General features: G+C 61.9%; 23 protein-coding genes. 8 read left to right on the top strand and 15 right to left on the bottom strand.

Annotation, left to right across the window (positions count from 1 at the left end):
* Positions 1-301: 301 nt before the first annotated feature.
* Positions 302-760, bottom strand: coding sequence for an anti-sigma factor (locus Q1V60_RS09190; protein WP_363321059.1), 459 nt, complete (start codon positions 758-760; stop codon positions 302-304).
* Positions 761-884: 124 nt separating this feature from the next.
* On the opposite strand from Q1V60_RS09190, the gene Q1V60_RS09185 reads away from it, so the two are divergent.
* Complete coding sequence (locus Q1V60_RS09185) at positions 885-1,457, top strand: DUF2780 domain-containing protein (RefSeq protein ID WP_300629495.1); 573 nt, start codon at positions 885-887, stop codon at positions 1,455-1,457.
* Here Q1V60_RS09185 and Q1V60_RS09180 read toward each other — a convergent pair.
* Complete coding sequence (locus tag Q1V60_RS09180) at positions 1,454-2,341, bottom strand: acyltransferase (RefSeq protein ID WP_300629493.1); 888 nt, start codon at positions 2,339-2,341, stop codon at positions 1,454-1,456. The two genes, Q1V60_RS09185 and Q1V60_RS09180, sit on opposite strands and share 4 nt — an antisense overlap.
* A gap of 171 nt (positions 2,342-2,512) precedes the next feature.
* On the opposite strand from Q1V60_RS09180, the gene Q1V60_RS09175 reads away from it, so the two are divergent.
* From Q1V60_RS09175 to creD, 4 genes are read left to right on the top strand one after another with little or no spacing between them, the layout of a single operon-like run.
* A complete protein-coding gene (locus Q1V60_RS09175) occupies positions 2,513-3,028 on the top strand; it encodes an ATP-dependent zinc protease (protein WP_300629490.1) in 516 nt (171 codons plus the stop codon).
* A 9-nt stretch (positions 3,029-3,037) separates the two neighbouring features.
* Positions 3,038-3,706, top strand: a complete 669-nt coding sequence (creB, locus tag Q1V60_RS09170) for a two-component system response regulator CreB (RefSeq protein ID WP_300629488.1) — start codon at positions 3,038-3,040, stop codon at positions 3,704-3,706.
* Complete coding sequence (gene creC, locus Q1V60_RS09165) at positions 3,706-5,145, top strand: two-component system sensor histidine kinase CreC (protein WP_300629486.1); 1,440 nt, start codon at positions 3,706-3,708, stop codon at positions 5,143-5,145. Before creB ends, creC begins: the two co-directional genes overlap by 1 nt.
* A 51-nt stretch (positions 5,146-5,196) precedes the next feature.
* Positions 5,197-6,552: a cell envelope integrity protein CreD gene (creD, locus tag Q1V60_RS09160; protein ID WP_300629485.1), complete on the top strand. Its 1,356-nt coding sequence runs from the start codon at positions 5,197-5,199 to the stop codon at positions 6,550-6,552.
* Positions 6,553-7,036: 484 nt separating this feature from the next.
* Here the strand turns inward: creD and Q1V60_RS09155 are convergent, their stop codons facing one another.
* On the bottom strand, positions 7,037-7,666 hold the full coding sequence (locus tag Q1V60_RS09155) for a glutathione S-transferase family protein (protein ID WP_300629483.1): 630 nt from the start codon (positions 7,664-7,666) through the stop codon (positions 7,037-7,039).
* A 131-nt stretch (positions 7,667-7,797) separates the two neighbouring features.
* Between Q1V60_RS09155 and Q1V60_RS09150 the strand changes: the two genes are divergently transcribed.
* Positions 7,798-9,006, top strand: a complete 1,209-nt coding sequence (locus tag Q1V60_RS09150) for a hypothetical protein (protein ID WP_300629482.1) — start codon at positions 7,798-7,800, stop codon at positions 9,004-9,006.
* A gap of 56 nt (positions 9,007-9,062) precedes the next feature.
* Here Q1V60_RS09150 and Q1V60_RS09145 read toward each other — a convergent pair whose 3' ends face one another.
* From Q1V60_RS09145 to Q1V60_RS09115, 7 genes are all read right to left on the bottom strand, one after another.
* Entirely contained in the window at positions 9,063-9,239 is a 177-nt protein-coding gene (locus Q1V60_RS09145) for a hypothetical protein (RefSeq protein WP_300629481.1), read from the bottom strand.
* Positions 9,236-10,339: a PepSY-associated TM helix domain-containing protein gene (locus Q1V60_RS09140; RefSeq protein ID WP_300629480.1), complete on the bottom strand. Its 1,104-nt coding sequence runs from the start codon at positions 10,337-10,339 to the stop codon at positions 9,236-9,238. The genes Q1V60_RS09145 and Q1V60_RS09140 overlap by 4 nt, the downstream gene beginning before the upstream one ends.
* A gap of 63 nt (positions 10,340-10,402) precedes the next feature.
* Entirely contained in the window at positions 10,403-12,832 is a 2,430-nt protein-coding gene (locus Q1V60_RS09135; protein ID WP_300629478.1) for a TonB-dependent siderophore receptor, read from the bottom strand.
* A gap of 206 nt (positions 12,833-13,038) precedes the next feature.
* Complete coding sequence (locus Q1V60_RS09130; protein WP_300629476.1) at positions 13,039-14,007, bottom strand: FecR family protein; 969 nt, start codon at positions 14,005-14,007, stop codon at positions 13,039-13,041.
* Positions 14,004-14,522 (bottom strand): RNA polymerase sigma factor, encoded by a 519-nt coding sequence (locus Q1V60_RS09125; RefSeq protein ID WP_300629474.1) that lies wholly within the window; start codon positions 14,520-14,522, stop codon positions 14,004-14,006. The genes Q1V60_RS09130 and Q1V60_RS09125 overlap by 4 nt, the downstream gene beginning before the upstream one ends.
* A gap of 104 nt (positions 14,523-14,626) precedes the next feature.
* Positions 14,627-15,334 carry a 3'-5' exonuclease gene (locus Q1V60_RS09120; RefSeq protein WP_300629472.1) on the bottom strand — a complete coding sequence of 236 codons (708 nt, stop codon included), beginning with the start codon at positions 15,332-15,334 and terminating at the stop codon, positions 14,627-14,629.
* Positions 15,331-17,253: a putative nucleotidyltransferase substrate binding domain-containing protein gene (locus Q1V60_RS09115; protein ID WP_300629470.1), complete on the bottom strand. Its 1,923-nt coding sequence runs from the start codon at positions 17,251-17,253 to the stop codon at positions 15,331-15,333. The genes Q1V60_RS09120 and Q1V60_RS09115 overlap by 4 nt, the downstream gene beginning before the upstream one ends.
* Positions 17,254-17,498: 245 nt before the next feature.
* Here Q1V60_RS09115 and Q1V60_RS09110 point away from each other — a divergent pair, with 245 nt between their 5' ends.
* The gene (locus tag Q1V60_RS09110) at positions 17,499-17,945 is read left to right on the top strand and encodes a response regulator (RefSeq protein ID WP_300629467.1); all 447 of its coding nucleotides are present in this window, start codon (positions 17,499-17,501) and stop codon (positions 17,943-17,945) included.
* A 108-nt stretch (positions 17,946-18,053) separates the two neighbouring features.
* Here the strand turns inward: Q1V60_RS09110 and Q1V60_RS09105 are convergent, their stop codons facing one another.
* Positions 18,054-20,231, bottom strand: a complete 2,178-nt coding sequence (locus Q1V60_RS09105; RefSeq protein ID WP_300629465.1) for a malate synthase G — start codon at positions 20,229-20,231, stop codon at positions 18,054-18,056.
* 380 nt (positions 20,232-20,611) lie between these two features.
* Here Q1V60_RS09105 and Q1V60_RS09100 point away from each other — a divergent pair, with 380 nt between their 5' ends.
* Complete coding sequence (locus Q1V60_RS09100; RefSeq protein WP_300629463.1) at positions 20,612-21,124, top strand: ACT domain-containing protein; 513 nt, start codon at positions 20,612-20,614, stop codon at positions 21,122-21,124.
* A gap of 222 nt (positions 21,125-21,346) precedes the next feature.
* On the opposite strand, the gene rarD is transcribed toward Q1V60_RS09100, so the two are convergent.
* From rarD to Q1V60_RS09080, 4 genes are all read right to left on the bottom strand, one after another.
* A complete protein-coding gene (rarD, locus tag Q1V60_RS09095; protein ID WP_300629462.1) occupies positions 21,347-22,231 on the bottom strand; it encodes an EamA family transporter RarD in 885 nt (294 codons plus the stop codon).
* Between the two features lie 90 nt (positions 22,232-22,321).
* Positions 22,322-23,296, bottom strand: coding sequence for a serine/threonine protein kinase (locus Q1V60_RS09090; protein WP_300629461.1), 975 nt, complete (start codon positions 23,294-23,296; stop codon positions 22,322-22,324).
* 344 nt (positions 23,297-23,640) lie between these two features.
* Positions 23,641-25,539, bottom strand: coding sequence for a PhoX family phosphatase (locus Q1V60_RS09085; protein ID WP_300629458.1), 1,899 nt, complete (start codon positions 25,537-25,539; stop codon positions 23,641-23,643).
* 79 nt (positions 25,540-25,618) lie between these two features.
* Entirely contained in the window at positions 25,619-26,383 is a 765-nt protein-coding gene (locus Q1V60_RS09080) for a TOBE domain-containing protein (protein ID WP_300629456.1), read from the bottom strand.
* Positions 26,384-26,434 lie beyond the last annotated feature (51 nt).

The following is a 26,434-nucleotide window of genomic DNA, read 5'->3' as shown; positions in this document are numbered from 1 at the left end:
CGACAGTTAAGAGCAGGCCCGGACAGCGAGCAGCCTGTGGCGAGGGAGCTTGCTCCCGCTGGGTCGCGAAGCGGCCCTCAGAAAATGGGACTGCTGCGCAGTCCAGCGGGAGCAAGCTCCCTCGCCACAGGTAGGGTGCTTATTTGGGGTTGCCACGGTAAACCCGAGGAAATCAGCGCACAGCCAGCGCACCCTGGTAGACGTAGGAGCGGGCCGACAGTTTAAGAGCAGGCCCGAACAGCAAGCTCCCTCGCCACAGGTAGGGCGCTTATTTGGGGTTGCCACGGTAAATCCGAGGAAATCAGCGAGCGGCCAGGGCACCCTGGTAGACGGTCGGGCCTGTGGGTTGTTTGCTGATGGAGCCACCCTTGGTCTCCGAACTCACCATCAACTCCACCGGTTTGCTGATGCTTTCCTGCTGGCGCGGGTTCAGGCCGATGATGCCCTTGCCGTCTTCCGGCAACAGGCCCAGGGACACCGGCGTGCCATCTTTAGGGATTGCCCACAGCTCCAGGCTTTGGTCTGGCGCAGGTGCCGTGGCGGCAATCGGTTGCACTTCCAGGTAATCCTTGTGGGCCATGATTTGCGCGGCCGGCTGCTGGGTGGTGGTCACCAACGTTGCCGCGGACTTGACGCTGTCCTGGGTATAGAGCGCGCCGCCGATGCCGGCAACCACTACGGCACAGGCGCCAATGAACAGGCGAGGGCGGCTCCAGAACGCAGGCTTGTGCTCAATCGCTTGGGGTTGGATCGCAGTCATTAGTCTCTTCCTGACAAATTTTGTAGTCAGTTCATGGACCCGCTTATCCCCGATGGGTTCCGGAACAACCGACGGGATACCCAGTCCAACGCCTGCTTTTGCATCTATCTCCTGAGGTTGTCTGATGAAGATTTCACGCGGTTTTGCCCTTTCCTGCCTGTTGACCATGGCCGCCGGCCCGGTCTTCGCCGCAGGGTTCAGCCTTGGCGATGCGGCCAATGCCATTTCCGGCATGCAGGGTGGCAACAACAAAGCCGCTGCCGCCGCTCCAACCTCGGAGACGGCCGACCTGCTGACGGCCCTGACCACTCAACTCAATATCACCCCGGAGCAAGCCGTGGGCGGCACTGGCGCGATGCTGGGGCTGGCGAAGAACAAATTGAGCGGCAACGACTTTTCGCAGCTGGGCAATAGCGTGCCGGGCCTGGATCAATTGTCGGGTAATAACGCATTGGGCAGCCTGGGCGCCTTGAGCGGGATGCTCGGCCAGGCCGGCGGCAGCAAGACCAGCGGCCTCGACGGCCTGCTGGGTAACGTGAAAAACACCCATGACTTGAATACCGCGTTCAGCGCCCTGGGCATGGACAGCGGCATGATCGGCCAGTTTGCCCCGGTGATCCTGCAATACCTGGGCGGGCAGGGCGCCGACGGCTCTGTACTGAGCAAACTGGCCCAGGCCTGGGGCACCGGCAGCTAAGGCTGCTGCGCGCGCAGTTGTTCGATGCGCGCGTCTTTCTCCTTCCAGAGCTGGTTGACCCAGTTCTGGACGGTCTGGCGAAACGCCGGATCGTTCTCGTAATCGCCTTGCCACAACGCCGGGTCCAGTTCACGGGTGCGGATATCCACGAACACCTTCGGCACCGCGCCGCTGATCAAATCCCAGAACCCTGGAATCTTTTCCTGCGGGTAGACCACGGTCACGTCGAGGATGGCGTCCAGCTGCTCGCCCATCGCCGCCAGCACAAAGGCCACGCCCCCCGCCTTGGGTTTAAGCAGCCGGTTGAACGGTGAACCCTGCTGTTTGCGTTTGGCCTCGCTGAAGCGCGTGCCTTCCAGGTAATTGACCACCGTCACCGGCTGGCGCTTGAACAGCTCGCAGGCCTGTTGGGTGATCTTCAGATCCTGCCCGGCCAGCTCCGGGTGCCTGGCCAGGAAGGCCTTGGTGTAGCGCTTCATGAACGGGTAATCCAGCGCCCACCAGGCCAGGCCGAGGAAGGGCACCCAGATCAGCTCTTTTTTCAGGAAGAATTTGAAGAACGGCGTACGCCGGTTCAGCGCCTGGATCAGGGCCGGGATATCCACCCAGGACTGGTGGTTGCCGATGACCAGGTAAGAGGTATCACGCCGCAGGTACTCACCGCCGCGAATACCCCACTGGGTGGGAATGCACACCGCGAAGATCAGCTTATCGACCTCGGCCCAGGTCTCGGCGATCCACATCACCGCCGATGACGCGTAGTCGCGTGAGCGGCCCGGCGCCACCAGCTTGAGCAGGGCGAACACCATCAAGGGGCCGATCAGGATCAGCGTGTTGAGTAACAGCAGCAGTGTGACCAAACAGCCGGTGAGCAGGCGGCGCATAAGCAACTCTTGGAATTTTGTGGGCGGGCCATGATAAGCAAGGAGAGTCCAGAGGCCAAATCGCAAATTGCCGGACGAATGTTTCACAATGGGCCGGTTATGCTCGGTCATCCAACTAAGTGCTGTACGTGCGGTCTAGAATCCGTTCACTTCTTTCGAGGAAACCCTGCCGTGAAATTGCTCCTTGCCGCCTCCGCTCTAGTCTTCCCCGTGCTGGCCGCTTTGCCCGTGATGGCGGCCGAACCGACCCTCTACGGTCGCTACGAATACATTCAACTGCCGGAAATCGGCCAGACCTTCAAGGCCAAGATGGACACCGGCGCGCTGACCGCCTCGCTGTCGGCCCGCGATATCGAAACCTTCACCCGTGATGGCGACGATTGGGTGCGCTTCCGTCTGGGCGGCAAGGACGCCGACAGCAAAGTCTACGAACACAAGGTCTCGCGCATCAGCAAGATCAAGAGCCGCGCCGACGAAGATGAAGACAAGGACGAAGCCAGTGTGGCCAAGCGCCCGGTGATCGACCTGGAGATGTGCCTGGGTGACGTCAAGCGTACCGTCGAGGTCAACCTTACCGACCGCAGCAGCTTCAATTACCCGCTGCTGATCGGCGCCAAGGCCTTGCGTGAATTCGGTGCAGCGGTAAACCCGGCGCGTCGCTACACTGCCGACAAACCGAACTGCTGACGGGCTCCCATGCCGCACATCCTGATTGTCGAAGACGAAGCGGCGATTGCCGACACGCTGATTTTTGCCTTGCAAGGCGAGGGCTTCACCACCACCTGGCTGAGCCTGGGCCAGGCGGCGCTGGAGCATCAGCGCCAAACCCCGGCCGACCTGATCATCCTCGACATCGGCCTGCCCGACATCAGCGGGTTTGAAACCTGCAAGCAGCTGCGCCGGTTCAGCGAAGTGCCGGTGATGTTCCTCAGCGCCCGCGATGGCGAGATCGACCGGGTGGTGGGGCTGGAGATCGGCGCCGACGATTATGTGGTCAAACCCTTCAGCCCGCGTGAAGTGGCGGCCAGGGTGCGGGCGATTCTCAAGCGTGTCGGGCCGGGTGTGGCGCCTGCTGTCTTTCACGTGGACCTGGAGCGCATGCAGATCCACTATCGCGGTCAGCCGCTGAGCCTCACGCGTCATGAATTCCGCCTGCTGCAAAGCCTGCTGGAACAACCCGAACGTATCTTCAGCCGCGAGCAACTGCTGGACGCCGTGGGCGTACCCGCCGACGCCGGCTACGAGCGCAATATCGACAGCCATATCAAAAGCCTGCGCAGCAAACTGCGCAGCGTGGCCGTTGACGCCGAACCGATCCAGACCCATCGCGGCCTGGGTTACAGCTACAGCCCGAGCCAAAGCTGATGCGCCTGGGGCTGCGGATTTTCCTGGTGTACGCGTTGTTCATCGGCCTGACCGGCTACTTTGTGCTCAACACGGTGATGAAGGAAATCCGCCCCGGCGTACGCCAGTCCACCGAAGAAACCCTGGTGGACACCGCCAACCTGCTCGCCGAAATCCTGCGCAATGACGTGAAGAACGGCACCCTCGGCCAGAGCGACTGGCCGCAGTTGCTCAAGGCTTATGGCAACCGTCAGCCGGGGGCGGTGATTTGGGGCCTGCCCAAGAACCAGGTCAACCACCGCATCTATGTCACCGACACCCAGGGCACGGTATTGCTCGATTCCGCTGGTGAAGCGGTGGGCCAGGACTATTCCAAATGGAACGACGTGTACCTGACCCTGCGCGGCGAATATGGCGCGCGTTCCACCCGCGGCGAACCGGACGACCCGACCTCTTCGGTGATGCACGTGGGCGCGCCGATTCGCGACAACGGCCGGATTATCGGCGTGGTCACCGTGGCCAAGCCCAATAGCTCGTTGCAACCCTACGTCGACCGCACCGAGCGACGCCTGCTGTGGTACGGCGCCGGGCTGGTCATTCTGGGCCTGCTGCTGGGCGCCCTGTTGTCATGGTGGCTGAGCGTCGCCCTGAGACGCTTGACCGCCTATGCCGAGGCCGTCAGCGAAGGCCGTCGAGCGGAGTTGCCGCATTACCGGGGCGGCGAGCTCAAGCAACTGTCCACCGCTGTCGAGCACATGCGCACCCAGTTGGAGGGCAAAGCCTATGTCGAACACTACGTGCACACCCTGACCCACGAACTGAAAAGCCCGCTGGCGGCCATTCGCGGCGCGGCGGAGTTGTTGCAGGGCGACATGAGCCGCGAACAGCAGCAGCGTTTTGTCGGCAATATCGACAGCGAAAGCGCGCGCCTGCAGCAGTTGATCGAGCGGTTGCTGAACCTGGCGCAGGTGGAGCAACGCCAGGGGCTGGAAGAGCAGTCGAGCATCCCGTTGGCGGCCTTAGTGGAGGATGTGCTCAACGCCCAGTGTGCGCGGATCGAAGGCGCCGGTTTGCACGTCGAGCAGGCGATTGCCACCGATGTGAAGGTGTTTGGCGAACCCTTCCTGCTGCGCCAGGCCCTGGGCAACCTGCTGGACAACGCCCTGGATTTCACCCCGCCCGGCGGCGAGCTGCGGTTCAGTGCGCAGGTGCTGAGCAATGACGTTCGAGTAAGCCTGTTCAACCAGGCCGCGCCGATTCCGGACTACGCTTTGCCACGCCTGAGCGAGCGCTTCTATTCCCTGCCACGCCCGGCCAGCGGCCGCAAAAGTACCGGCCTGGGCCTTAACTTTGTCGAAGAAGTGGTGAAGCTGCACGGCGGTGCGCTGCACATCGGCAATGTGCCTGGCGGCGTGCAGGCGGTGCTGCATCTGCACACAATCTCCACAAAGCCCACATAAATCGCCCACACAGGCTGCCCAGACTCCCCTTATCAAAACAGGGAGAGCCCCATGAACCGCAGCCTGCTTTTCAAACTTGGCGCGATTGCGCTACTGATCCTGCTGTTGCTGATTCCATTGCTGATGATCAACGGCATCATCAGCGACCGCCAGAACATGCGCGACGGCGTATTGATGGACATCGCCCGCAGCTCAAGCTTCGCGCAACGCCTCACCGGGCCGGTGATGGTGGTGCCGTATCGCAAGACGGTGCGCGAGTGGAAGCTCAACGAAAAACTCAACAAGCGCTACGAAGAAACCCGTGAGGAACGCGGGCGTTTGTATTTCCTGCCGGAGCGTTTCGAACTCGACGGCCAGGTGCAGACCGAGCTGCGTGCACGGGGCATTTACCAGGCGCGGTTGTTCCATGCCGACAACCGCATCAGTGGGCGTTTCGAGTTGCCTGCGCAATTGGGCATCACGGAAAACTTCGCCGATTACCGGTTCGAACCGGCGTTTCTGGCGGTGGGCATCAGTGATATCCGGGGCATCGAAAATGCGCTGAAGCTGGAGCTGGGCGATCAGCGCCTGGCGTTCTCGCCGGGCTCTCAGGTGGATTGGCTGGGCGAGGGCGTGCATGTGCTGCTGCCGGAGCAGGACAGCCGGAAACCCGTCGCCGTGGATTTCGCCTTCGACCTGCGCCTGCAGGGCACCGAACAACTGCAAGTGGTGCCGGTGGGCAAGACCAGCCAGGTCTCGCTCGCTTCGAACTGGCCGCACCCGAGTTTTATCGGCAACTTCCTGCCGGCGCAACGGCAGGTGACCGACAAAGGCTTTACCGCCCAGTGGCAGACCTCGTTTTTCTCCACCAACCTCGAACAAGCCCTGCAAACCTGTCTGGACCGCCAAGGCTGTGAAGACTTCACCGACCGCAGCTTCGGTGTGAACTTCATTGACCCGGTGGACCAGTACCTCAAGAGCGACCGCGCGATCAAATACGCGCTGCTGTTCATCGCCCTGACCTTCGCCGGTTTCTTCCTGTTCGAGGTGCTCAAGAGCCTGGCGGTGCACCCGATTCAGTACGCGTTGGTGGGCGTTGCGCTGGCGTTCTTCTACCTGCTGTTGTTGTCGTTGTCCGAACACCTGGGCTTTGCCCTGGCGTACCTGATATCGGCCAGTGCCTGCGTGTTGTTGATCGGGTTTTACGTGTGCCATGTGCTGCGCAGCGTGGCCCACGGCCTGGGTTTTTCGGTGGGGTTGGCGGCGTTGTATGGCTTGCTGTACGGGCTGTTGAGTGCCGAGGATTACGCGTTGCTGATGGGCTCGTTGCTGCTGTTCGGCCTGCTGGGCACGGTGATGGTGCTGACGCGCAAACTGGATTGGTATGGGGTGGGCAAGCGCAAGGCGGTCGTGGAGGAGGGGCAATGATCGGGCTGCGCGAAGATCGGCAAATGCGGGCCAGGATGGTCGATATGCTCAATCATACCGTCGCCGCTTGCAGGCGCGAGCGTGCAGTGGCAAGCAAGCTTGCTTGCGCTGGGGGGGCGAAGCGCTCCCAAAAAGCCGGGGTCTGCTGCGCAGACAGCGGGAGCAAGCTCCCTCGCCACAGTAGGTCCGGTTTCACGGGAGCTGGCGGTGGGTTTTAGACGGGGGGCTGGGGTTGCTGCGTAGGCAGCGGGAGCAAGCTCCCTCGCCACGGTAGGTCCGGTTTCACGGGAGCTGGCGGTGGGTTTTAGACGGGGGGGCTGGGGTTGCTGCGCAGGCAGCGGGAGCAAGCTCCCTCGCCACAGTAGGTCCGGTTTCACGGGAGCTGGCGGTGGGTTTGGACGGGGGCCGGGGTCTGCTGCGCAGGCAGCGGGAGCAAGCTCCCTCGCCACGGTAGGTCCGGTTGCACGGGAGCTGGCGGTGGGTTTTAGATGGGGGGCTGGGTCTGCTGCATCGACGGCCGCTGGCTGACCTCGGCGTACCAGGCGGCAAGCTTGGGGTTATCGGCGCGCCATTGCAGGTCCGGGTGACGGAAGTCCAGATAACCCAGGGCACAGGCTACGCTGATGGCGGCGATGTCGAAGTGGCTGGCCAGTTCGGCGATGGCGTCTTGTTCCAGCTCCGCGAGGGCGCGACGCATCTTGTTGCGCTGCTCGTCCAGCCACTGGTCCCAGTGCTTCTCCACCGGGCGCATCGCGGTTTCGTAGCGCACCAGCACGGCGGCATCCATGATCCCGTCGGCCATCGAGGCCAGGGTCAGGCGGCGCCAGCGGGCCGAGCCGTCGCGGGGGATCAGCGGGTTGCCGACGTGCTGGTGGTCGAAGTAGTCGAGGATCACGCGGCTGTCATGCAGCACTGTGCCGTCGGCCAGGCGCAGGGCGGGGATCTTGCCCACCGGGTTGCCTTGCAACACATGTGCGTCCGGGTTGACGGGGGTGGGCATACAGGCGTGCAGGGCGACGCGGTCTTGCTGGTCGGTTTCGATCAGCAGCACGCGCACTTTGCGCACGAACGGCGAAGCGGGATTGTGGAATAACGTCAGGCTGGCTAGGGACATGCACATTCTCGAAGTAGTTTGGTGGTTAAAGGCTTTTTCTTGGCCTTCTCAGGATTTGGCCCAAGGCCCCCGTAGGGATGACTTCGTTAGAGTGAGGCGGCAACTCATAGTATTCATCAGGAGTTTTTACTATGTTGACGATTCAGAGCACTCTTCCAGCGCTGCCTCCCACTTTGATACCTCCGGTGCTCGTTCTTACGACGCGTGCTAAAGGCAGTTGGGAGGCGGAGCATGTCAAGACGCCCACTGAAAACGCGCAGGTTGCGCTTCAGACCGATCCGCGTAGCTACCCCAAATCTCACGACCAGTACGACTTGGCTTCGCTCAATGATGGCGGGCGGTGGCAAGCACTCCTCAAGAAGCAGCGGATTTCGAGTGCCGGGTTGAGTCCGACTGCGCTTAAGAAGACATCAGACTTCACTGATCGCCCACCTGTTGATCGTTCGCTTAATTCGAGCGCCGCGAAAGTGTCAACCCACTCCGCCTCCAAGTACGACACGGCGCAGGTGGGCCTGGTAGAACCGGCGAGCATGCATGAGCGAATCGCGCGCTATCAAGATAAAAAAATCCTGCCGGAATTCATTCATGGCTTTTTCACCAATGAAAATGACTCGAAATATCAGGCGTTTCTAAAACATCCCGAGCAGTTCCCTGCCACCCGTTTCAGCTCAGTCGGTTCGATGATGCTGATGCCCAATGTGAAGTACATCAAAGGCCATGCAGAGGCATTTGCTGAACCAGGCAAGGTGACACAGGAGACACGTGACACTTCCGGCTTTGCCCTGGTGGGCTATTGGGTGCCCCCTCAGACGTTTGAAGGGCGGGAGTCGTTCCGAAAACTGTTTGGCCCGCAGGAGCTGCCTGCAAAAGGCGTTGATCAGCGCGACACGGTTGCTGAGTACAACAAACGCACGGGCTCGCCTTTTATCGTGACGCCGCTGGATGTGCGCAAGGAACACCTGCCCATGTTCAAAGAGTTTCGAGAGATGAGCCTCAAGAATTTGCAGGATGTTTACGGGTTTGAGCCTGGAAAGGACAAGGTGCAAATGTATCTGCACTTTCCTATTTATGGTGACGCGACAGCTGGGTTGCATGTTCACGTTCGTGTCAATCAGGGGCTACCTGCTGGAGAGGCCGACGCCAACTCCATTCCCTTCGATAAATTGTTGAATGTGCTGGGAGATGAATCCATCCCTGCCGATGCGGTACATCGACATTTGCTGGACAGCTCTGCGAAAACGAGATCGGGTAAGCATATTTCCTTCAGCGCGGCCTGGGGCAAGGACCAGTTCGAGGGCTTGGGCGTTAAGTATGTCCCCAATCCTTGGAAGCGCCCCTGATAGGTTCATTTGCTGATCGCAGGCCTACCGTGATTCGGTAGCCTGCCCTGCAACCACTAGCGTCGCAATAATGCGAAACCTGCGATAAGTGCCGGTATTCCCAACCCCATCCAACTCAACGAATCCCACCACCCATCCCCCAGCAGCGCGGCAAATAACCCGGCGGCGCTGAGCAGGGCAATCCCCAGTGGAATGCCGAACACCTTCCAGAAACTCGACTGCCTGGGCTTCATGGCTTGCCCGCCTTGCGCCGCACAATCCATAGATAAATCCCGCTGATCAACACAATGATGGTCAGCACATCCAGCAGCGCCCAGAGGATTTTCATCGGCATGCCGCCGTAGTCGCCGAAGTGCAGCGGCTGGGACATGCCCATGGCGTCCATGTACCAGGGCCGTTCGGCGACGGCGGTCACGGCCAGGGTGCTGGCGTCGATCAATACGGGGGTGAGCAGGTGGGAGGTGAGGTGGGTAGTGCCCTTCATGAACACGGCGTAGTGATGCTCGCTGGAGAAGCGCGTGCCGGGGAAGGCGATAAAGTCCGGTTGCATGCCGGGCGCGGCGCGGGCGGCGATGCTCAGCAATTCGCTGGCGGGTGCGCGCTGGGTCAGCGGCGGTGCGTTTTTATAAGGTTCGATCATGGCGCCGAGGCTGTCCTGGCGCCAGGCGGCGATGATCAGGTCGGCGCAGGCGCTGATCACGCCGGTCACGCCCACCACCAGTGCCCAGGTCAGGGTGACCACGCCGATCAGGTTGTGCAGGTCGAGCCAGCGCAGGCGAGTGGATTTGTCCTGGCGCACGGTGGCGAACTTCAAGCGGCGCATGAACGGCAGGTACAGCACCGTGCCCGAGATAATTGCCAGCACAAACAGCAGGCCCATGAACGCGAGCAACAGCTTGCCCGGCAGCCCGGCGAACATGTCCACATGCAGGCGCAGCAGGAACAGGGTGAGCCCGCCATTGGCTGACGGCATCTGCACCGCTTCGCCGGTACGGGCATCGAGCATGAAGGTGTGGGACGCATTCGGCTCGGTGCCGGCCGTGGCGGCCATGATCGCGACCACACCGTTCTTGTCGTCCTCGTCCCAGGCCAGGTACTGCATGGCCTCGCCGGGGCGATGGGCCTGGGCCTTGGCCACCAGTTGCTCGAGATTGAGCTGCGGCGTGTCGGCCGGCATTTGCTTGAGCTCGGGTTCGTTGCCCAGCAGGTGGTCGATCTCGTGGTGAAACACCAGCGGCAGGCCGGTAAGGGCGAGCAGGAGCAGGAATACGGTGCAGATCAGGCTGGTCCAGGTGTGGATGAAGGACCAGCGGCGGATGGTTTTGCTTTTCATGTTCTAGCCTTCAGACACACCAAAGCCGCCCCTGTGGGACGGCCTGGTTGTTAACTCAGCCGATTACCACTGGTACGTGGCGCTGGCGACGACGCTGCGTTGGTCGCCGAAGTAGCAATAGGAACCGTCACAGGTGGAAATGTAGTCCTTGTTGAACAGGTTGGTCGCGTTCACTTTCACCGACGCGCCTTTAAGGCTGTTGTCCAGGCGGCCGAGGTCATAGTGCACGGCGCCGTCGAACACGGTATAGGCGTTGGCTTTGCCGGACCAGGTGTTGGCCTGGTCGCCATAGGTGTTGCCGGTGTAGCGGGCGCCAAAGCCGATGCCGAAACCGTCGAGCGCGCCGGTGTGCCAGGTGTAGTCGGTCCACAGCGAGGCTTGCTGGTTGGGCATCAGCTGCAGGCGGTTGCCTTTGAAATCGCCTTTTTGCACTTCGGATTTGGCCAGGGTATACGCCGCGATCACCTTGAGGTTTTCGGTGACGTCAGAGATGGCTTCCAGCTCCAGGCCCTTGACCTTTACTTCGCCGGTCTGGTCGGTGAGTGACACGCCGCCGGACTGGAAGCTGGTGACTAGCACGTTTTTCTGGGTGAGGTCATACACCGCCGCACTCAGCAGCGTGTTCGAGCCCGGTGGTTGGTACTTGATCCCCAGCTCCCACTGCTTGCCCTCGGTGGGTTTATACGACTCGGTGGGGGAGACGCTGGCGTTGCTCGCCGGTTGGAACGATTCGGCGTAGGAGATATACGGTACGAAGCCCGAGTCGAACACGTAACTCAGCGCCGCGTTGCCACTGAAGTTCTTGCTGCGATCGGTGTTGGTCGCATCGTTCTTGTTGAAGTACGTGGTGCCCTGGTGCACCCAGTCTTCGCGGCCGCCCAGGGTCAGGCGCCAGTTGTCCAGCGCCATCTGGTCCTGCACGTAGAGGCCGGTCTGGATGGTTTTCTGGTCGTAGTCATAGAACGCCGTGGAGCGCGCTGGCCGCACGACCGGCTGGGTATTGATCGGATTGAAGATGTTGATCGTTCCGGCGGGACCAAAAATCGACAGGTATGAGGTATCGGTGCGCTGGTGATCCAGGCCAAGCAGCAACGTGTGGCGGATATCGCCCGTGGCGAAATCCGCCTGGAAATTGTTATCCACCGCGAACTGGCCGATGTCCTCGTTCACGTTGGTCGACGAGCGGCTGATATTGCCGGCCGCGTCCGCTGGCGAGAAGGCGAATGAGCCCACTGTCAATTGCTGGAAAGCCAGTTCCGACTTGGTGTAGCGCAGGTTCTGCTTGAACTGCCAGGTGTCGTTGAAACGGTGTTCGAAGGCATAGCCTAGAGCGTAGTAAGTTCGGTCATAGAATTCGTAGTCAGGATCGCCCAGGTTTTTATGGTGGGAAATGTCACCCAATGGCGATTTGATTTTGGTGCCCTGGATCGGCAGGAACTGGCTGGTGGCACCGGTATCGTCACGGGTGAACTGCGATAGCAACGTCAGCTTGGTGTCGGTATCGATATTCCAAGTCAGGCTCGGCGCGATGTTGTAGCGCTTGTTGTCGATGTGATCGACCTGGGTACCGGCATCGCGTACTACGCCGCCAACGCTGTAAAGAAACTGGCCCTCATCATCGATCTTGCCAGTGCTTTCGAAATTGATCTGGCGGTGGTTGTCACTGCCGTATTGCACCTGGATAGCGTGGCTCGATTCCGCGCTGGGACGGCGGCTGACCATGTCCAGCAGGCCGCCCGGCGGGGTCTGGCCGTAGACCGAGGAGGCCGGGCCGCGCAGCAGGGCGAGGCGGTCAAGGTTCCAGGTTTCGGCTTTCGGGTTGGCGTATACGCCACGGGGCAGCGGCAACCCATCGAGGAACTGGGTGGGCTCGAAACCGCGTACACGCATCCAGTCATAGCGGGTGTCGCTGCCGTAGCTGGCGGACACGATGCCGGGCATGTATTTGACCGCGTCGTCGAGGTTCTGCACGTTGCGATCCTGCATTTGCTCGCGGGTGGCCACCGAGATCGAACGTGGCGCCTCGACCAGCGCGGTGTCGGTCTTGCTGCCGGCGGCGGTGCGCTTGGCCAGGTAGCCCTCCACCGGCCCCCAGGCACTCTCATAATTGCCCTGCCCGATAATGCTGGTTTCCGGCAACGCCACCACACCGTCCGGCGTTGCCACCAGGGTGAACGTCCCGGCGCTGCTCTGCTCCAGCTGCAACCCCGTCCCCCGCAACGCTTCACGCAATGCGCCCTGCGCATCGAACTGGCCCTTGACCGGTGCCGAGGTTTTGCCCGAGGCGAGTGACGGGTTGAGCGTGAGCGCGAGGCCGGCCTGGCTGGCGATCTGGTTCAAGGTGGAGGCCAGCGGTGCTGCCGGCAGGTTGTAGGCGCGCACGTTGGTGGCCTGTTCGGCGGCGATCAGCGCGGTGCTGACCAGCGGAGCGCCCAGGGCGATCGCCACGGCTAACAGGCTGGGGCGCAACAAAGTGTCTAGCGTGCGGGACATGGGCGGCTCCTGAATGGAAATATTTCTCAATTGCCTAGGTGCCGGACGAGAATCGAAAAGTGATAGGGCGGGGTGAAAATATTTTTTCTCGGGCGTCCCGCGGGGCCTCATCGCAGGCAAGCCCTTTCCCACAATTCAATGTGCTCACAGATCAAAATGGGGGAGCCGGCTGGCCTGCGAAAGCAATAGCTCAGGCACTTCAAAACCTAAGGTTTACCCTTGACCGTCACCCACCACGGCGTGTGCTGCTCGATCCGCACCGGCAGGGTCGGCAACAACGCATTGAGCGCCAGGGTGATGTCGTGCAGTGGGAAGCTGCCGGTGATGCGCAAGTCGGCTACGTTGTCATCCACACCCAAATGGCCGGTGCGGTAACGCCCGAGTTCAGCCACCACATCGCCCAGGCGGGCGTTGTCGACCACCAGCATGCCGCGGGTCCAGGCGTCGGTGGCCGGGGGCACGGCAAGCAGGGGGCCGAGGCCGTCGCTGCGCATCAGCACTTGCTGGCCTTGTTTGAACACCTGCTCCTGATGCAGCGCCTGGGGCTGGGCGGCCACGGCCGATTGCAGCACGCTCAGACGCGTCGCCTCGTCTTCGCGCCTGACGATAAACCGCGTGCCCAGCGCCCGCAGGCTGCCGTCGCGGGTTTGTACATAGAACGGGCGCGCATCGTTGTGGCCGGTTTCGACGAGGATTTCGCCTTCCTGCAACACGATCAAACGGCGTTTATCGTCGAAACGCACGTCGATGGCGCTATGGGTGTTGAGATTGATCCGGGTGCCGTCAGCCAGCTTGATCGTGCGCTGCTCGCCGGTGGCGGTGCGTTGATCGGCCAGCCAATAGTGGATGGGCACATACCGCTCACCGGCAAACAACGCCAGCCCGCACACCAGCACGATACTCGCCAGGCCACGGCCCAGTTTGCGCAGGCGCTGGCGAACGCTTTGGCGGGACTGCAACAACGCAGCCCGCGCGGGGCCGGACGCTGCGCTGAAACGTTGGTCGAGCATGCCCAGCTGGCGCCAGGCGCGGGCGTGTTCTTCATCGCTGGCCAGCCACTTGGCGAATTCTTCCTGCTCCACCGCGCTGCCGTCGCCGGAATCGAGGGACAGTTGCCAGGCAATCGCGGCGTCCAGCACGCGGGCCGAAACCGGTTTGGCGCTGATCACGGTCACGACGGTTCGCCATACAACGCGATGTAGCACTGGCGAATGCCCTGGGCCAGGTACTGGCGCACGCGCGGCACCGACACGCCCAGGCGCTGGGCGATTTCTGCATGGCCCAGGCCGTCGAGGCGGTTATAGAGGAAGGCGGCGCGGGCTTTGCTCGACAGCGTGCCGAGCAGGCGGTCGATGGCCTTGAGGTCTTCAAGGATCAGCTGCTGTTCTTCGGGCGAAGGGTGTTCGCTTTCCGGGACCAGCATCAATTCGGTGAGGTAGGCCTGTTCCAGTGCGGCGCGGCGGAAGTAGTCGAACAGCAAGCCCTTGGCGATCGCAACCAGAAAGGCGCGTGGCTCGCGAGGGGCGCGCAGTTCGTCACGGCCCAGCAGGCGCATGAAGGTGTCCTGGCTCAGGTCTTCGGCGCGGCTCGGGCAGGCGACGTTGCGCCGCAGCCAGGCCAACAGCCAGCCACGATGGTCGCGATACAACGCGCCAACAAGCTCACTGTGTGGGGTCTGGGCCGACGACAAGGCATCACCGAATAAAGTTTAAACTAACGAGAATTATTCGCGATTGTCGCAGAGGCGCCGGGTGCGCGCAATTGGCTTCCGTCGGGCGATTGTTCCCGTGTGCGCTAGAAAGAGGGCGCCTGTTTACGCCGCCGCCATTGGTTCAAGCGCTCTTGCAGCGCCTGGGGCGTGTCGATGTGTTGCTGGCGCGCGCGGCTGAACAAGATCAACATCAGCTCTGCCGTCGCCAGTGCATCGGCGCTGGCGTGATGGCGCTCGCCCACCTGCAACCTGAAATGGTTGATCCATTCATCCAGCCCGGCTTCACGAATGTTCGCCTCAGGGCACAGCAGCGGGGCGATATCGGCCACATCGAGAAACACATGGGCCAGGCGATAACCCAGGCTCTCCTTGAGCGCCCGGCCCAGCATGTGTTGATCGAACGGCGCATGGAAGGCCAGCAGCGGGCTGTCGCCAACGAACGCCATGAAATCCAGCAGCGCGTCCACCGGGTCGCTGCCGGCCGCGATGGCGCTGGGGCCGAGGCCGTGGATCAGCACGCTGGGGCTGGGTTTGGTGGCGGTGCGTTGCAGGGTGCGTTCGAACATCTGCGAGAAGTCCACCGCACCGTCCTCGATCACCACGGCGCCGATGGACAGCACCTGGTCGCGGTTGAGGTGCAGGCCGCTGGTTTCCAGGTCGACCACCACCCAGCGCTGGCTGCGCAACGAGCCGGTGCCCAGCGCTGCGGGCAGGCGCAGTTGGGCCAGGCGTTGCTGCTGCGCCGCGTCGAGCATGGGTTTTTTCGTGCGCAGCCAACTGAACAGGCTCACAGTTGATACCGCAAGGCCAGGCTGCTTTGCAGGCGCTGGGCCTGACGCAGGGATTCGCGCAGGATGCGCCGGTCGAGGTGGTTGAGGCTGTCGGGATCGACGCGGTTGGAATACGGCTGGTTTTCCCGCGTCTGTACCTGGTGCTGCTGCATGCGGGTTTGTTGAATGAAGTGATAGGCCTCTTCATACGCGGCGCCATCGAGCGGCTCGATCACGTCTTTAGCGACCAACTGGCGCAGCCGCTCCAGGGTGTTGTTGGCGTGGACGCCATGGGCCAGGGCCAGCAGGCGCGCACCGTCGACAAACGGCGTGAGGCCCTGCACCTTGAGATCAAGGGTGGCTTTTTCACCATGTTTGCGCGTCAGCACAAATTCGCGAAAGCGCCCTACGGGTGGGCGCTGGCGTAAGGCATTGTCGGCGAGCATGCGCTGGAACAGCCGGTTATCCGCCACCTGATCCAGAATGCCCTGACGCAGTTGCTCGCAACCCTGCTCGTCGCCCCACACCACCCGCAAGTCGAAATAGATACTTGAACCCAGCAGGTTCTCCGGCGTTGCTTCGCGAATGAACGCGGCAAAACGCCGGGCCCACTCGCCCCGTGACAGGCACAGCTCAGGGTTGCCGGCCATGATATTGCCCTTGCACAGGCTGAAGCCGCACAGCGCCAGGCTCTGGTTGATCTGCTGCGCCAGGGGCAACAGGCGTTCGCGAATGTCGGCGGCTTCAACGGCGTCTTTGGCTTCGAACAGAATGCCGTTGTCTTGATCGGTGTACAGCGTCTGTTCGCGACGGCCTTCGCTGCCAAAACACAGCCAACTGAAGGGCACGCCGGGGTCGCCTTTTTCCGCCAGGGTCAGCTCGATTACCCGGCACACGGTGTGATCGTTAAGCAACGTAATAATGTGGGTGATCTGGGTGGACGACGCGCCGTGGGCCAGCATGCGCTCGACCAGTTGGCCGATTTCGCCGCGGATCGCCACCAGTTGCTCGACCCGGGACGCGTTGCGGATGGTACGCGCCAGGTGCACCAGGTCGACGCGCTGCAGGGAAAACAGATCGCGCTCCGATACCACGCCACACAGGCGCTGGTCTTTCACCAGGCACACATGGGCGATGTGCCGCTCGGTCATGGCGATCGCCGCGTCGAACGCGGTGTGGTCCGGGCTCAAAAAGAAAGGCGCCTGGGTCATATGGCCGGCGATGCCTTGGCTGAAATCACTGGTACCGTCGGCCACCACCTGGCGCAGGTCGCGCAAGGTGAAGATGCCCAGCGGCGCCTTGTGTTCATCCACAATCACAATGCTGCCGACTTGCTGCTCGTGCATCAGCGTCACCGCTTCGCGCAGCGCGGTGTCCGGGCTGCACGTGACCGGGTGGCGCATGGCCAGTTCGCCGAGGTGGGTGTTCAACGAGTATTGGGTGCCGAGGGTTTCCACGGCTTTTTGCCGCACCTGCTGGTTGACCTGGTCGAGCAGGCTGCTGACTCCGCGCAGGGCGAAGTCACGAAACGGGCTGGACAGGGCGAACAGCTTGATGAACGCCATCTTGTTCAGTTGCAGGCAAAAGGTGTCTTCGGCGGCTTTGTGCTCGGTGCGAGTGGCGCGCTCACCGAGCAAGGCGGCGAGGGGGAAGCACTCGCCCGTGGTGATTTCGAAGGTGGTGTCCGTCGAGTCCGGGCGCTCGCCGACCACGCGGCCTTGCTTGACGATATAAAAATGCTCGACCGGCCCGCCCGACGGTTTGAGGATACTTTCGCCGGGGCCATAGAAGCGCAGTTGGCACTGCTCCACCAGAAACGCCAGGTGCGCGTTTTCCATCTGATTGAACGGCGGGAAGCGTTGCAGCAATTGCAGGGTGCCGTGGATGTTCTGCAACACGGCGGTTTTACCCGCCTGCGTGAAAGCATCAGCTTTACTCATAACAGTGACCGCAGTTTTTTTGTCGTTATCGTGCTGCATGGTCGACCCCTGCGCGGCGGGTGCCCATTGGACGTAAGTCTAGGTCGTTGAAACCTGCGCAAACTAGGGAAAAACCTTACGAGGCTATCGTCCAAAACCCATGGAACGCCCACTAGCCAAACTTTCCGACGAAGTGCACATTGAACGCCCTTCCAGCGATGTCTGACATCTGTGCTGGAGGATTGAAGAAAATTGCTGAGAAATGTATGTCCGACCACGATATTTTGAGTGATGCCGAGCGCGAGGCGCTGAGCGCCGTGATGCTGGAGCCTGATTTACCGCCCCAACGCGTATTGATCGTGGACGACGACAAAGATGCGCGTGAACTGCTGGCGGAAATCCTCGGGCTGGACGGCATTCGCTGCATGACCGCCAACAGTGGTGAAGCGGCATGGCATTTATTGACGTCGAGCAGCTCCATCGGTTTGTTGATCACCGACCTGCGCATGCGGCCCAGTAACGGCCTGGAGTTGATCCGCCAAGTGCGTGAGTCAACCCGTGCGGCGCTGCCGATCATCATCATGTCGGGGGACGCGGAGGCGCCGGATGTGATCGACGCAATGCATTTGAGCGTGGTGGATTTTTTGCTCAAGCCCATTGATAGCGCGAAGTTGTTGACGCTGGTCAAGCGGGAGTTGGGGATGACGTCCTGATTCCGGTGGTGAGAGTCGCCTCTTCGCAGGCAAGCCAGCGCGCGCACCTGACCGTATTCACGCCGCTAAACTGAAAAAGCCCTGATCTCTCGATCAGGGCTTTTTCATTTACAGGCCGTTTTTAGCCTTGAACTCCCGACGCCTGCGGTGCAACACCGGCTCGGTATAACCGTTAGGCTGTTTAGTCCCCTCAATCACCAACTCCACCGCCGCCTGGAACGCGATGTTGCTGTCGAAGTCCGGTGCCAGCGGGCGGTACAACGCATCCCCGGCGTTCTGACGGTCCACCACCGGCGCCATGCGCTTGAGGCTTTCCATCACCTGGGCTTCGTTGACGATGCCGTGGCGCAACCAGTTGGCGATGTGCTGGCTGGAGATGCGCAGGGTGGCGCGGTCTTCCATCAGGCCCACGTCGTTGATGTCCGGCACTTTGGAGCAGCCGACGCCCTGGTCGATCCAACGCACCACATAGCCGAGGATGCCCTGGGCGTTGTTGTCCAGTTCGTTGCGGATCTCTTCTTCGGACCAATCGGTGGTGCCGGCCAGAGGAATGGTGAGGATGTCGTCCACCGAGGCGCGTTCGCGCTTGGCCAGTTCGGCCTGGCGGGCGAATACATCAACCTTGTGATAGTGCAACGCGTGCAAGGCAGCTGCCGTTGGCGAGGGCACCCAAGCGGTGTTGGCGCCGGCCAAGGGGTGGGCGATTTTCTGCTCGAGCATCGCCGCCATCAGGTCGGGCATGGCCCACATGCCTTTGCCGATCTGCGCGCGACCTTGCAGGCCGGTGCTCAGGCCGATGTCGACGTTCCAGTTTTCATAGGCGCCGATCCACTTCTCGGATTTCATCGCGGCCTTGCGCACCATCGCGCCGGCTTCCATGGAGGTGTGGATTTCGTCGCCGGTACGGTCGAGGAAGCCGGTGTTGATAAACACCACACGCTCGCTGGCGGCCTTGATGCACGCCTTGAGGTTGACCGTGGTGCGGCGTTCCTCGTCCATGATCCCGACTTTCAGCGTGTTACGCGGCAGGTTCAGCACATCTTCGATGCGGCCGAACAGCTCGTTGGTAAACGCCGCTTCTTCCGGGCCATGCATCTTCGGTTTGACGATGTACACGGAGCCGGTGCGGCTGTTCTTGCGCGTGCTGTTGCCGTTGAGGCTGTGGATTGCGGCCAGGCTGGTGAGCAGGCCGTCGAGGATGCCTTCCGGCACTTCATTGCCGTCTTTATCGAGGATCGCGTCAATGGTCATCAAATGGCCAACGTTGCGCACAAACAGCAGCGAACGGCCGTGCAGGGTCACGTCGTTGCCGTCCGCGCCGGTGTAGACGCGGTCAGGGTTCATGGTGCGGGTAAAGGTCTTGCCGCCCTTGGCCACTTCTTCGGCCAGGTCGCCCTTCATCAGGCCGAGCCAGTTGCGGTAGATCACCACTTTGTCGTCGGCATCCACGGCGGCGACGGAGTCTTCGCAGTCCATGATGGTGGTGAGTGCGGCTTCCATCAGCACGTCTTTGACGCCGGCGGCGTCGGTCTGGCCGACCGGGGTGCTGGCGTCGATCTGGAGCTCGAAGTGCAGGCCGTTGTGCTTGAGCAGGATCGCAATCGGCTCGGCCGCGGGGCCCTGGAAACCGATCAACTGCGCATCGTCACGCAGGCCACTGTTGCTGCCGCCCTTGAGGCTGACGATCAGCGTGCCGTCGACGATCTTGTAGCCGGTGGCGTCAACGTGGCTGCCGGCGCTGAGCGGCGCGGCTTCGTCGAGGAACGCACGGGCGAAGGCAATGACTTTGTCGCCGCGCACCTTGTTGTAGCCCTTGCCCTTTTCAGCGCCGTTGGCTTCGCTGATGGCGTCGGTGCCGTACAGCGCGTCATACAGCGAGCCCCAGCGCGCATTGGAGGCGTTGAGGGCGAAGCGGGCGTTCATCACCGGCACCACCAACTGAGGGCCGGCCATGCGCGCGATTTCGTCGTCGACGTTTTGGGTCGAGGCCTGGAAGTCTGCCGCTTCTGGCAGCAGGTAGCCGATGTCTTGCAGGAAGGCTTTGTAGGCCACCGGGTCGTGGGCCTGGCCGGCATGGGTCTGGTGCCAGGTATCGATGCGCGCCTGGAAATCGTCGCGTTTGGCGAGCAGGGCTTTGTTCTTCGGGGCCAGGTCGTGGATGACCTTGTCGGCACCGGCCCAGAACTGGTCGGCAGTGATGCCGGTACCGGGAATGGCTTCGTTGTTCACGAAGTCGAACAGGACTTTGGCGACCTGCAGGCCACCGACTTGAACGTGTTCAGTCATTGCTTGCCTCACTCTGCGGAGCTTATGCGCTTTTTCAGATTTTCATTATGTAGTGCACGGTTGGGCATACTACATGATGACTTGCGGTTGTGAAAATTAGACTAAATACGTCGTTTAGCGACCCACTTTGGTCGTACGGTCACAGCGGAGAACCGGATGTTCTCAAAAAACTATTGGATTGTTCCAGATAAATATAAAAATGGTACACGATTTGTTGTCCGACTGATCGGCTGGCGCTGGCTTATGTGGGAGCGGGCTTGCTCGCCAATACGCTGTGTCAGCCAGCAGATTCGCGGGCTGACCCTGCGCTTTCGCGAGCAAGCCCGCTCCCGCAAGGTGTGTGCCTATAATCGATATCAACCAATCGAGGGGACTGTGCCATGGACCATCTTGTACTCACAATTATTGCCGCCGACAAACCCGGCCTGGTTGAACGCATCGCGCAGAACATCGCTGCCCACGATGGCAATTGGCTGGAAAGCCGCATGGCTCATATGGCCGGGCAGTTCGCCGGGATCTTGCGCGTGAGTGTTCCTGCCGAGCGTCGCCAGGCGCTGGTGGGGGCGCTGGAGGATTTATCCACACACGGCATTCGCGTGCTGGTGGGTGAGGGCAGTTCGGGGCAGGCTCCGGCCTCCAAACCGATTGTGATGACCCTGGTGGGCAACGATCGCTCCGGCATCGTGCGGGAGATCACCGCGTTGTTGAGCAAGCAGGGCGTCAACCTGGAGCGCTTGAGCACCGATGTGCGCCCGGCCCCGATGAGCGGCGATCCGCTGTTCAACGCCGAGGCCTTGTTGCAAGTGCCCTCAACCTTATCCCTGGAGACTTTGCAGGCATCTCTGGAAACCCTGGCGGACGACCTGATGGTGGAACTGCGCAACGATGAATAACCTCGGGTGAGGTTATGCATGGAAATCTTGCATGGGCCTGTGGATAACCTGTAGAGACCCGACGCCAGGCCACGCTGGCCGTGGCTCTTCGCCAATTGCGCAAAAAACGAGCAGTTTCAAGGGCTTGTGCACAAATGGCGGGGATCAGGTTGTGGATAACCTTGGGGTGAATCGCTGCAAGCCACTAATCCTGTGGCTTGCAGGCAGTTGTGCGTTTTTTGATCAGCGTTTGCGCATGGTCAGCCAGGCGTCCAGGCTGTAGATAACCAGGCCGGTCCAGATGAAGGCGAAGGTGATCAGCGTGCTTGGCGCCAGGTGTTCGCCGAACAGCAGCACGGCCTCCAACAGCACCAATGTTGGCGCGACGTACTGTAGAAAGCTCAATGCGGTGTAGGGCAAATGCCGCGCGGCGGCGTTGAAGCACACCAGCGGGATCAGCGTGACAGGCCCTGCGGCTACCAGCCACCAGGCCTGCGAGGTGCTCCAGAACTCCATTTGCGCACTGTGCGCCGTCGGGTTGAACAGCAACCACGCGATGGCAATCGGTACCAGCATCCAGGTTTCCACCACCAGCCCCGGCAGCGCTTTGACGGGCGCCTGCTTGCGGATCAGCCCATAGAAGCCAAACGTCAGCGCCAACACCAGCGACACCCACGGCAAGCTACCGACTTGCCACACCTGTTGCGCCACACCGACCGCCGCCAAACCCACGGCCACCCATTGCAGGCGACGCAGGCGTTCGCCCAGAAGCAGCATGCCCAGCAGTACGTTCACCAGCGGGTTGATGTAATAACCCAGGCTCGCTTCAAGCATGCGCCCCGTGTTGACCGACCACACATAGGTCAGCCAGTTGGCGGCGATCAGCGAACCACTGAGCGCCAGGATCGCCAGGCGCTTGGGGTTGTCACGCAGCTCGCGGAACCATCCCGGGTGTTTCCACACCATCAGCAGCAAACCGCCGAACAGCGCCGACCAGAGCACACGATGCACGATGATCTCGGCGGCGGGCACACTGGCAATGGCTTTGAAGTAGAGCGGGAACAGACCCCAGGTGACATAGGCGCTCAGACCCAGGATGTACCCCTTGCGGGGGGTGGCGGCTTGCATTGCAGAATCCTTGCTTAGGCAGCTAACAAAGCGCGATTGTAAGGATATTTGTCAGGCAATGGGATCTGCTTTGTTTTATGTGGGAGGCGGTCAGAAGAGTTTGAGCGGTTCTTCGTTCAGGGCCGAGAGCTGCTCACGCAACGCCAGCACCTGGTCGCCCCAATAGCGCTCGCTGCCAAACCACGGGAAGCTGTGGGGAAAGGCCGGGTCGTCCCAACGCCGCGCCAGCCAGGCGCTGTAGTGCATCAGGCGCAGGGCGCGCAAGGGTTCGATCAGGGCCAGTTCACGTGGGTCGAAATCGTGGAACTCCTGATAGCCGTCCATCAATTCCGACAGTTGGCCCAGGCATTCCTGGCGATCCCCGGCGAGCATCATCCACAGGTCCTGTACGGCCGGGCCCATGCGGCAGTCATCGAGGTCGACGATGTGGAACATCTCGTCGCGGCACATCATGTTGCCGGGGTGGCAATCGCCGTGCATGCGGATGTTTTTGTGCGGGGTGGCCTTGTAGACCTCTTCCACGCGCTTGAGCAGGTCGCGGGCAACGGACTCGTAGGCCGGCAGCAGGCTTTTGGGAATGAAATTGCCCTCCAGCAACGTGGTGAGGGAATCGTGACCGAAGTTCTTCACGCCCAGGGCTTCGCGGTGTTCGAACGGGCGGGTGGAACCCACGGCGTGCAAACGGCCGAGTAATTGCCCGAGGCGATAGAGCTGGTCGAGGTTACCCGGCTCCGGCGCTCGGCCGCCACGGCGTGGGAACAAAGTGAAGCGGAAACCCTGGTGCTCGAACAGGCTTTCGCCGTTGTGGATCAGCGGGGCGACCACCGGCACTTCGCATTCAGCCAGTTCGAAGGTGAAGCGGTGTTCTTCCAGGATCGCTTCGTTGGTCCAGCGCTGGGGCCGGTAGAACTTGGCGATCAGGGGTTCGGAATCGTCGATGCCCACCTGATACACGCGGTTTTCGTAGCTGTTGAGCGCCAGGATGCGGGCATCACTGAGGAAACCGATGCTTTCGACGGCGTCGAGCACCAGGTCAGGGGTGAGTGTTTCAAAAGGATGGGCCATGCGTGCTCCTGCGCGCAGCAGGTCGCCGCGTCCGGCCGGCTATGGTAACGCACACGGCGAGAGATAGGGGGCGGGTGTACGGGCGCCTTCGCGGGCAAGCCCTAATGCCGGTCAGTTAAGCGCTAAAGCAGAAAAACCTGCGACCTGTGGCGAGGGAGCTTGCTCCCGTTGGGGCGCGAAGCGGCCCCAAAAAGGGGACTGCTACGCTGTCCAGCGGGAGCAGGCTCCCTCGCCACAGGGACCGGTTCTGTCTTAACTGACTGGCATTAGGGCAAGCCCGCCCCCACAGGCTGAACGCTGAATACAGTCAGGTATGGGAGCGGGCTTGCCCGCGAAGAGGTCTATCAGGCGCCGACAACTCCACCGTCATCGCGCCGAATCGCCATCACCGACGAGCGCGGCTTGCCATTGGGCAGATGCTCCGGCCAGGTCGAACCCCCGGTTTCCCCCGGATGTTGAATACCCACAAACAGGGTTTTCTGATCCGGCGAAAAGCTGATCCCGGTCACTTCGCAGGCCACCGGTCCTACCATGAACCGGCGAATTTCTCCGGTGGCGGGGTCAGCGCAGAGCATCTGGTTATTGCCCATGCCGGCGAAGTCGCCCGCGTTGCTGTAGTCGCCGTCGGTGAGAATCCACAGGCGGCCGGCCTTGTCGAACCCCAGGCCGTCCGGGCTGTTGAACATATTTTGCGGGTTGATGTTGGACGAACCGCCCTTCGCCGAGCCCGCGTGTACGCCGGGGTTGCCGGCGACCACGAACAGGTCCCAGGTGAAGTCCGTGGCGCCGTGGTTATCGGCGTCGGCCTTCCAGCGCAGGATCTGGCCATAGACGTTCTTCTCACGCGGGTTGGGCCCGCCCACCGGCTGGCCGTCTTCGCCGCGCTTGGCGTTGTTGGTGAGGGTGCAGTAGACCTGGCCGTCGGTGGGGCTGACCACGATCCATTCCGGGCGGTCCATGCGCGTGGCTTTCACCACACTGGCGGCCAGGCGTGCATGAATCAGCACTTCGGCCTGGTTGGCAAAGCCGCTTTTGGCATCGATGCCGTTTTTGCCATGGGTGAGCTCGACCCATTGGCCTTTGCCCTTGGGATGGTCGGCATCGCCATCGCCCGCGTCGAAGATCGCCACGTACAACGTGCCGTGATCGAGCAGATCCTTGTTGGCTTTCGGGTTGTTGTGGTTGATCTGATCGCGGCTGACGAACTTGTAGATGAACTCGCCGCGCTCGTCATCGCCCATGTACACCACGGCGCGCCCGTCGCGGGTTTCGGCCAGGGCGGCGTTTTCGTGCTTGAAGCGGCCCAGGGCGGTGCGTTTGACCGGGGTGGATTGCGGGTCGAACGGGTCGATTTCCACCACCCAGCCGTGACGGTTGAGTTCGTTGGGGTTCTTGGCCATGTCGAAGCGCGGGTCGTGGGTGTGCCAGTGGATGTCTTTGCTGGCGGCGATGACGCCATAGCGCTTTTGCCCGGCGTCGAAGGTTTGCTGGGGGTTGCTGCTGCCGAAGCAGTCGGTGAAGTTCTCCTCGCAGGTGAGGTAAGTGCCCCACGGGGTTTTGCCGTTGGCGCAGTTCTGGAAAGTGCCCAAGGCTTTCTCGCCGGTGTTGTCGGCGCTGGTTTTCAGCCAGTCGTGGCCGGCGGCGGGGCCGCTCAGGCGGATCGGCGTGTTGCCGTGAATGCGTCGGTTGTAGCGCGAGTCCTCAACGAACTGCCAGGTATCGCCCTTGCGCTGTATTTCGATCACCGACACGCCTTCGCTGGCCAGGGCCTTGCGCACCTCTTCGGCCGATTGCGGCGCGCCGCCGTGGGCGTAGAGGTAGCGGTAGTTGGTGTATTCGTTGTTGATCGCCATCAAGGCACGGTTGTCGTCGCCTGGGAAGGGAAACAGGCTCATGCCGTCATTGTTGTCGCCGAACTGCTGTTCCTGAGCCTCGGCGGTGCCGTTGCCGGAGGGGTCGAAGGCCGGTGCGTGCCTGCTCAAGGGCTGGCCCCAGCTGATCAGCACCGAGGCGCTGTAACCGGGCGGCAGGGTGATGGTGTCGCTGGTGGCGGCGGCGATGCCGGCAAAGCCCAGCAACGGGCTGGCGGAAGCGGCGTTCACGGCCAGGGCGCTGCGGCTGAGCAGGTTGCCGCCCAGGAACATCGCGGCGCCGCACAGGGCGCCGGCACCGATGAAGCGGCGACGGGTGAGGCCGACCATGTGTTCAAGGTCAGTGGCTTGGTTTTCTTCTAATAGGCTCATGTCAGGCTCCCTACGGTTTTTGCAGACACCTTAAGGAGCGCGCATGACGAGATTGTTGCAGTTTGATGGCGCGTGCCGGCTACACCGGGGTGCCCAGCAGTACATTGCCAGGGGCGAATTGAGCCTGGATCGGCTGGCCTTGCGCGGCATTGAGTGCGGTGAGCGCGGCGGGCTGCGCCAGGGCACACAGCACCTGGCCGTTTGCCAGGCCGATGCGCACTTCGCTGGGGCCGTCCTCAGCGTCGAGAATGGTCTCGATCACACCGCTCATGCAATTGTGTCCAAGTGTTGCGGCTTGCCCGATTGCCAACAATTCCAGCCAGCCGGCCTTGATCAGGGCAACCACTTCCACGCCGGGCTCAAGCTCGAGCCGTTGCGTGCTGTCGTGTGTGATCTGTGCATCAAGGTGCAGGCCGCCAGCCAGTTCCAGGCGGACCCGGTCATTACGCCCATGGCGCTCGATGGCGCTGACCTGGCCGTGCAGTTGATTGCGCGCACTGGTGCGCAACATCAGGCGGCCCAGCAGGTTGAAGTCGCGGGCCGCTTCGTCTGTGGCGAGTACTTCGGCTTGCAGCGCTTGCAGACGTTGATACAGGCGCAACACCCGTTCACCTTCGGCCGTCAGCGTGGCGCCGCCACCGCCTTTGCCGCCGACGCTGCGCGCAACCAGCGGCTTTTGCGCCAGGTTGTTCAGTTCATCGATGGCGTCCCAGGCGGCCTTGTAGCTCAAGCCGGCACTTTTGGCGGCACGGGTGATGGAACCCTGCTCGGCGATATGCCCCAGCAGGGCAATGCGCTGGGGGCGGCGGATGATGTGCTGGCTGAGCGGCGAGGGCAGAGGCATGTGGATACGCTTGGCTGTAGTGAGCCGACGTTGCCGCCCAGCGGCACGGGA

This window comes from Pseudomonas sp., from assembly GCF_030147005.1.
Taxonomy (GTDB): domain Bacteria; phylum Pseudomonadota; class Gammaproteobacteria; order Pseudomonadales; family Pseudomonadaceae; genus Aquipseudomonas.
Note: the sequence above shows the minus strand (reverse complement) of the source record. Positions and strands in the feature narration are given on the sequence as shown.

Excerpts from the sequence above, each read along its gene's own strand:
- creC (WP_300629486.1), top strand. The coding sequence starts at position 3,706 with ATGCGCCTGGGGCTGCGGATTTTCCTGGTGTACGCGTTGTTCATCGGC.
- Q1V60_RS09085 (WP_300629458.1), bottom strand. The coding sequence starts at position 25,539 with ATGAGCCTATTAGAAGAAAACCAAGCCACTGACCTTGAACACATGGTC.
- Q1V60_RS09115 (WP_300629470.1), bottom strand. The coding sequence starts at position 17,253 with ATGAGTAAAGCTGATGCTTTCACGCAGGCGGGTAAAACCGCCGTGTTG.
- Q1V60_RS09190 (WP_363321059.1), bottom strand. The coding sequence starts at position 760 with ATGACTGCGATCCAACCCCAAGCGATTGAGCACAAGCCTGCGTTCTGG.
- Q1V60_RS09080 (WP_300629456.1), bottom strand. The coding sequence starts at position 26,383 with ATGCCTCTGCCCTCGCCGCTCAGCCAGCACATCATCCGCCGCCCCCAG.
- Q1V60_RS09100 (WP_300629463.1), top strand. The coding sequence starts at position 20,612 with ATGGACCATCTTGTACTCACAATTATTGCCGCCGACAAACCCGGCCTG.
- Q1V60_RS09185 (WP_300629495.1), top strand. The coding sequence starts at position 885 with ATGAAGATTTCACGCGGTTTTGCCCTTTCCTGCCTGTTGACCATGGCC.
- Q1V60_RS09110 (WP_300629467.1), top strand. The coding sequence starts at position 17,499 with ATGTCCGACCACGATATTTTGAGTGATGCCGAGCGCGAGGCGCTGAGC.
- rarD (WP_300629462.1), bottom strand. The coding sequence starts at position 22,231 with ATGCAAGCCGCCACCCCCCGCAAGGGGTACATCCTGGGTCTGAGCGCC.
- Q1V60_RS09155 (WP_300629483.1), bottom strand. The coding sequence starts at position 7,666 with ATGTCCCTAGCCAGCCTGACGTTATTCCACAATCCCGCTTCGCCGTTC.
- Q1V60_RS09150 (WP_300629482.1), top strand. The coding sequence starts at position 7,798 with ATGTTGACGATTCAGAGCACTCTTCCAGCGCTGCCTCCCACTTTGATA.
- creD (WP_300629485.1), top strand. The coding sequence starts at position 5,197 with ATGAACCGCAGCCTGCTTTTCAAACTTGGCGCGATTGCGCTACTGATC.
- creB (WP_300629488.1), top strand. The coding sequence starts at position 3,038 with ATGCCGCACATCCTGATTGTCGAAGACGAAGCGGCGATTGCCGACACG.
- Q1V60_RS09145 (WP_300629481.1), bottom strand. The coding sequence starts at position 9,239 with ATGAAGCCCAGGCAGTCGAGTTTCTGGAAGGTGTTCGGCATTCCACTG.
- Q1V60_RS09180 (WP_300629493.1), bottom strand. The coding sequence starts at position 2,341 with ATGCGCCGCCTGCTCACCGGCTGTTTGGTCACACTGCTGCTGTTACTC.
- Q1V60_RS09135 (WP_300629478.1), bottom strand. The coding sequence starts at position 12,832 with ATGTCCCGCACGCTAGACACTTTGTTGCGCCCCAGCCTGTTAGCCGTG.
- Q1V60_RS09105 (WP_300629465.1), bottom strand. The coding sequence starts at position 20,231 with ATGACTGAACACGTTCAAGTCGGTGGCCTGCAGGTCGCCAAAGTCCTG.
- Q1V60_RS09140 (WP_300629480.1), bottom strand. The coding sequence starts at position 10,339 with ATGAAAAGCAAAACCATCCGCCGCTGGTCCTTCATCCACACCTGGACC.
- Q1V60_RS09090 (WP_300629461.1), bottom strand. The coding sequence starts at position 23,296 with ATGGCCCATCCTTTTGAAACACTCACCCCTGACCTGGTGCTCGACGCC.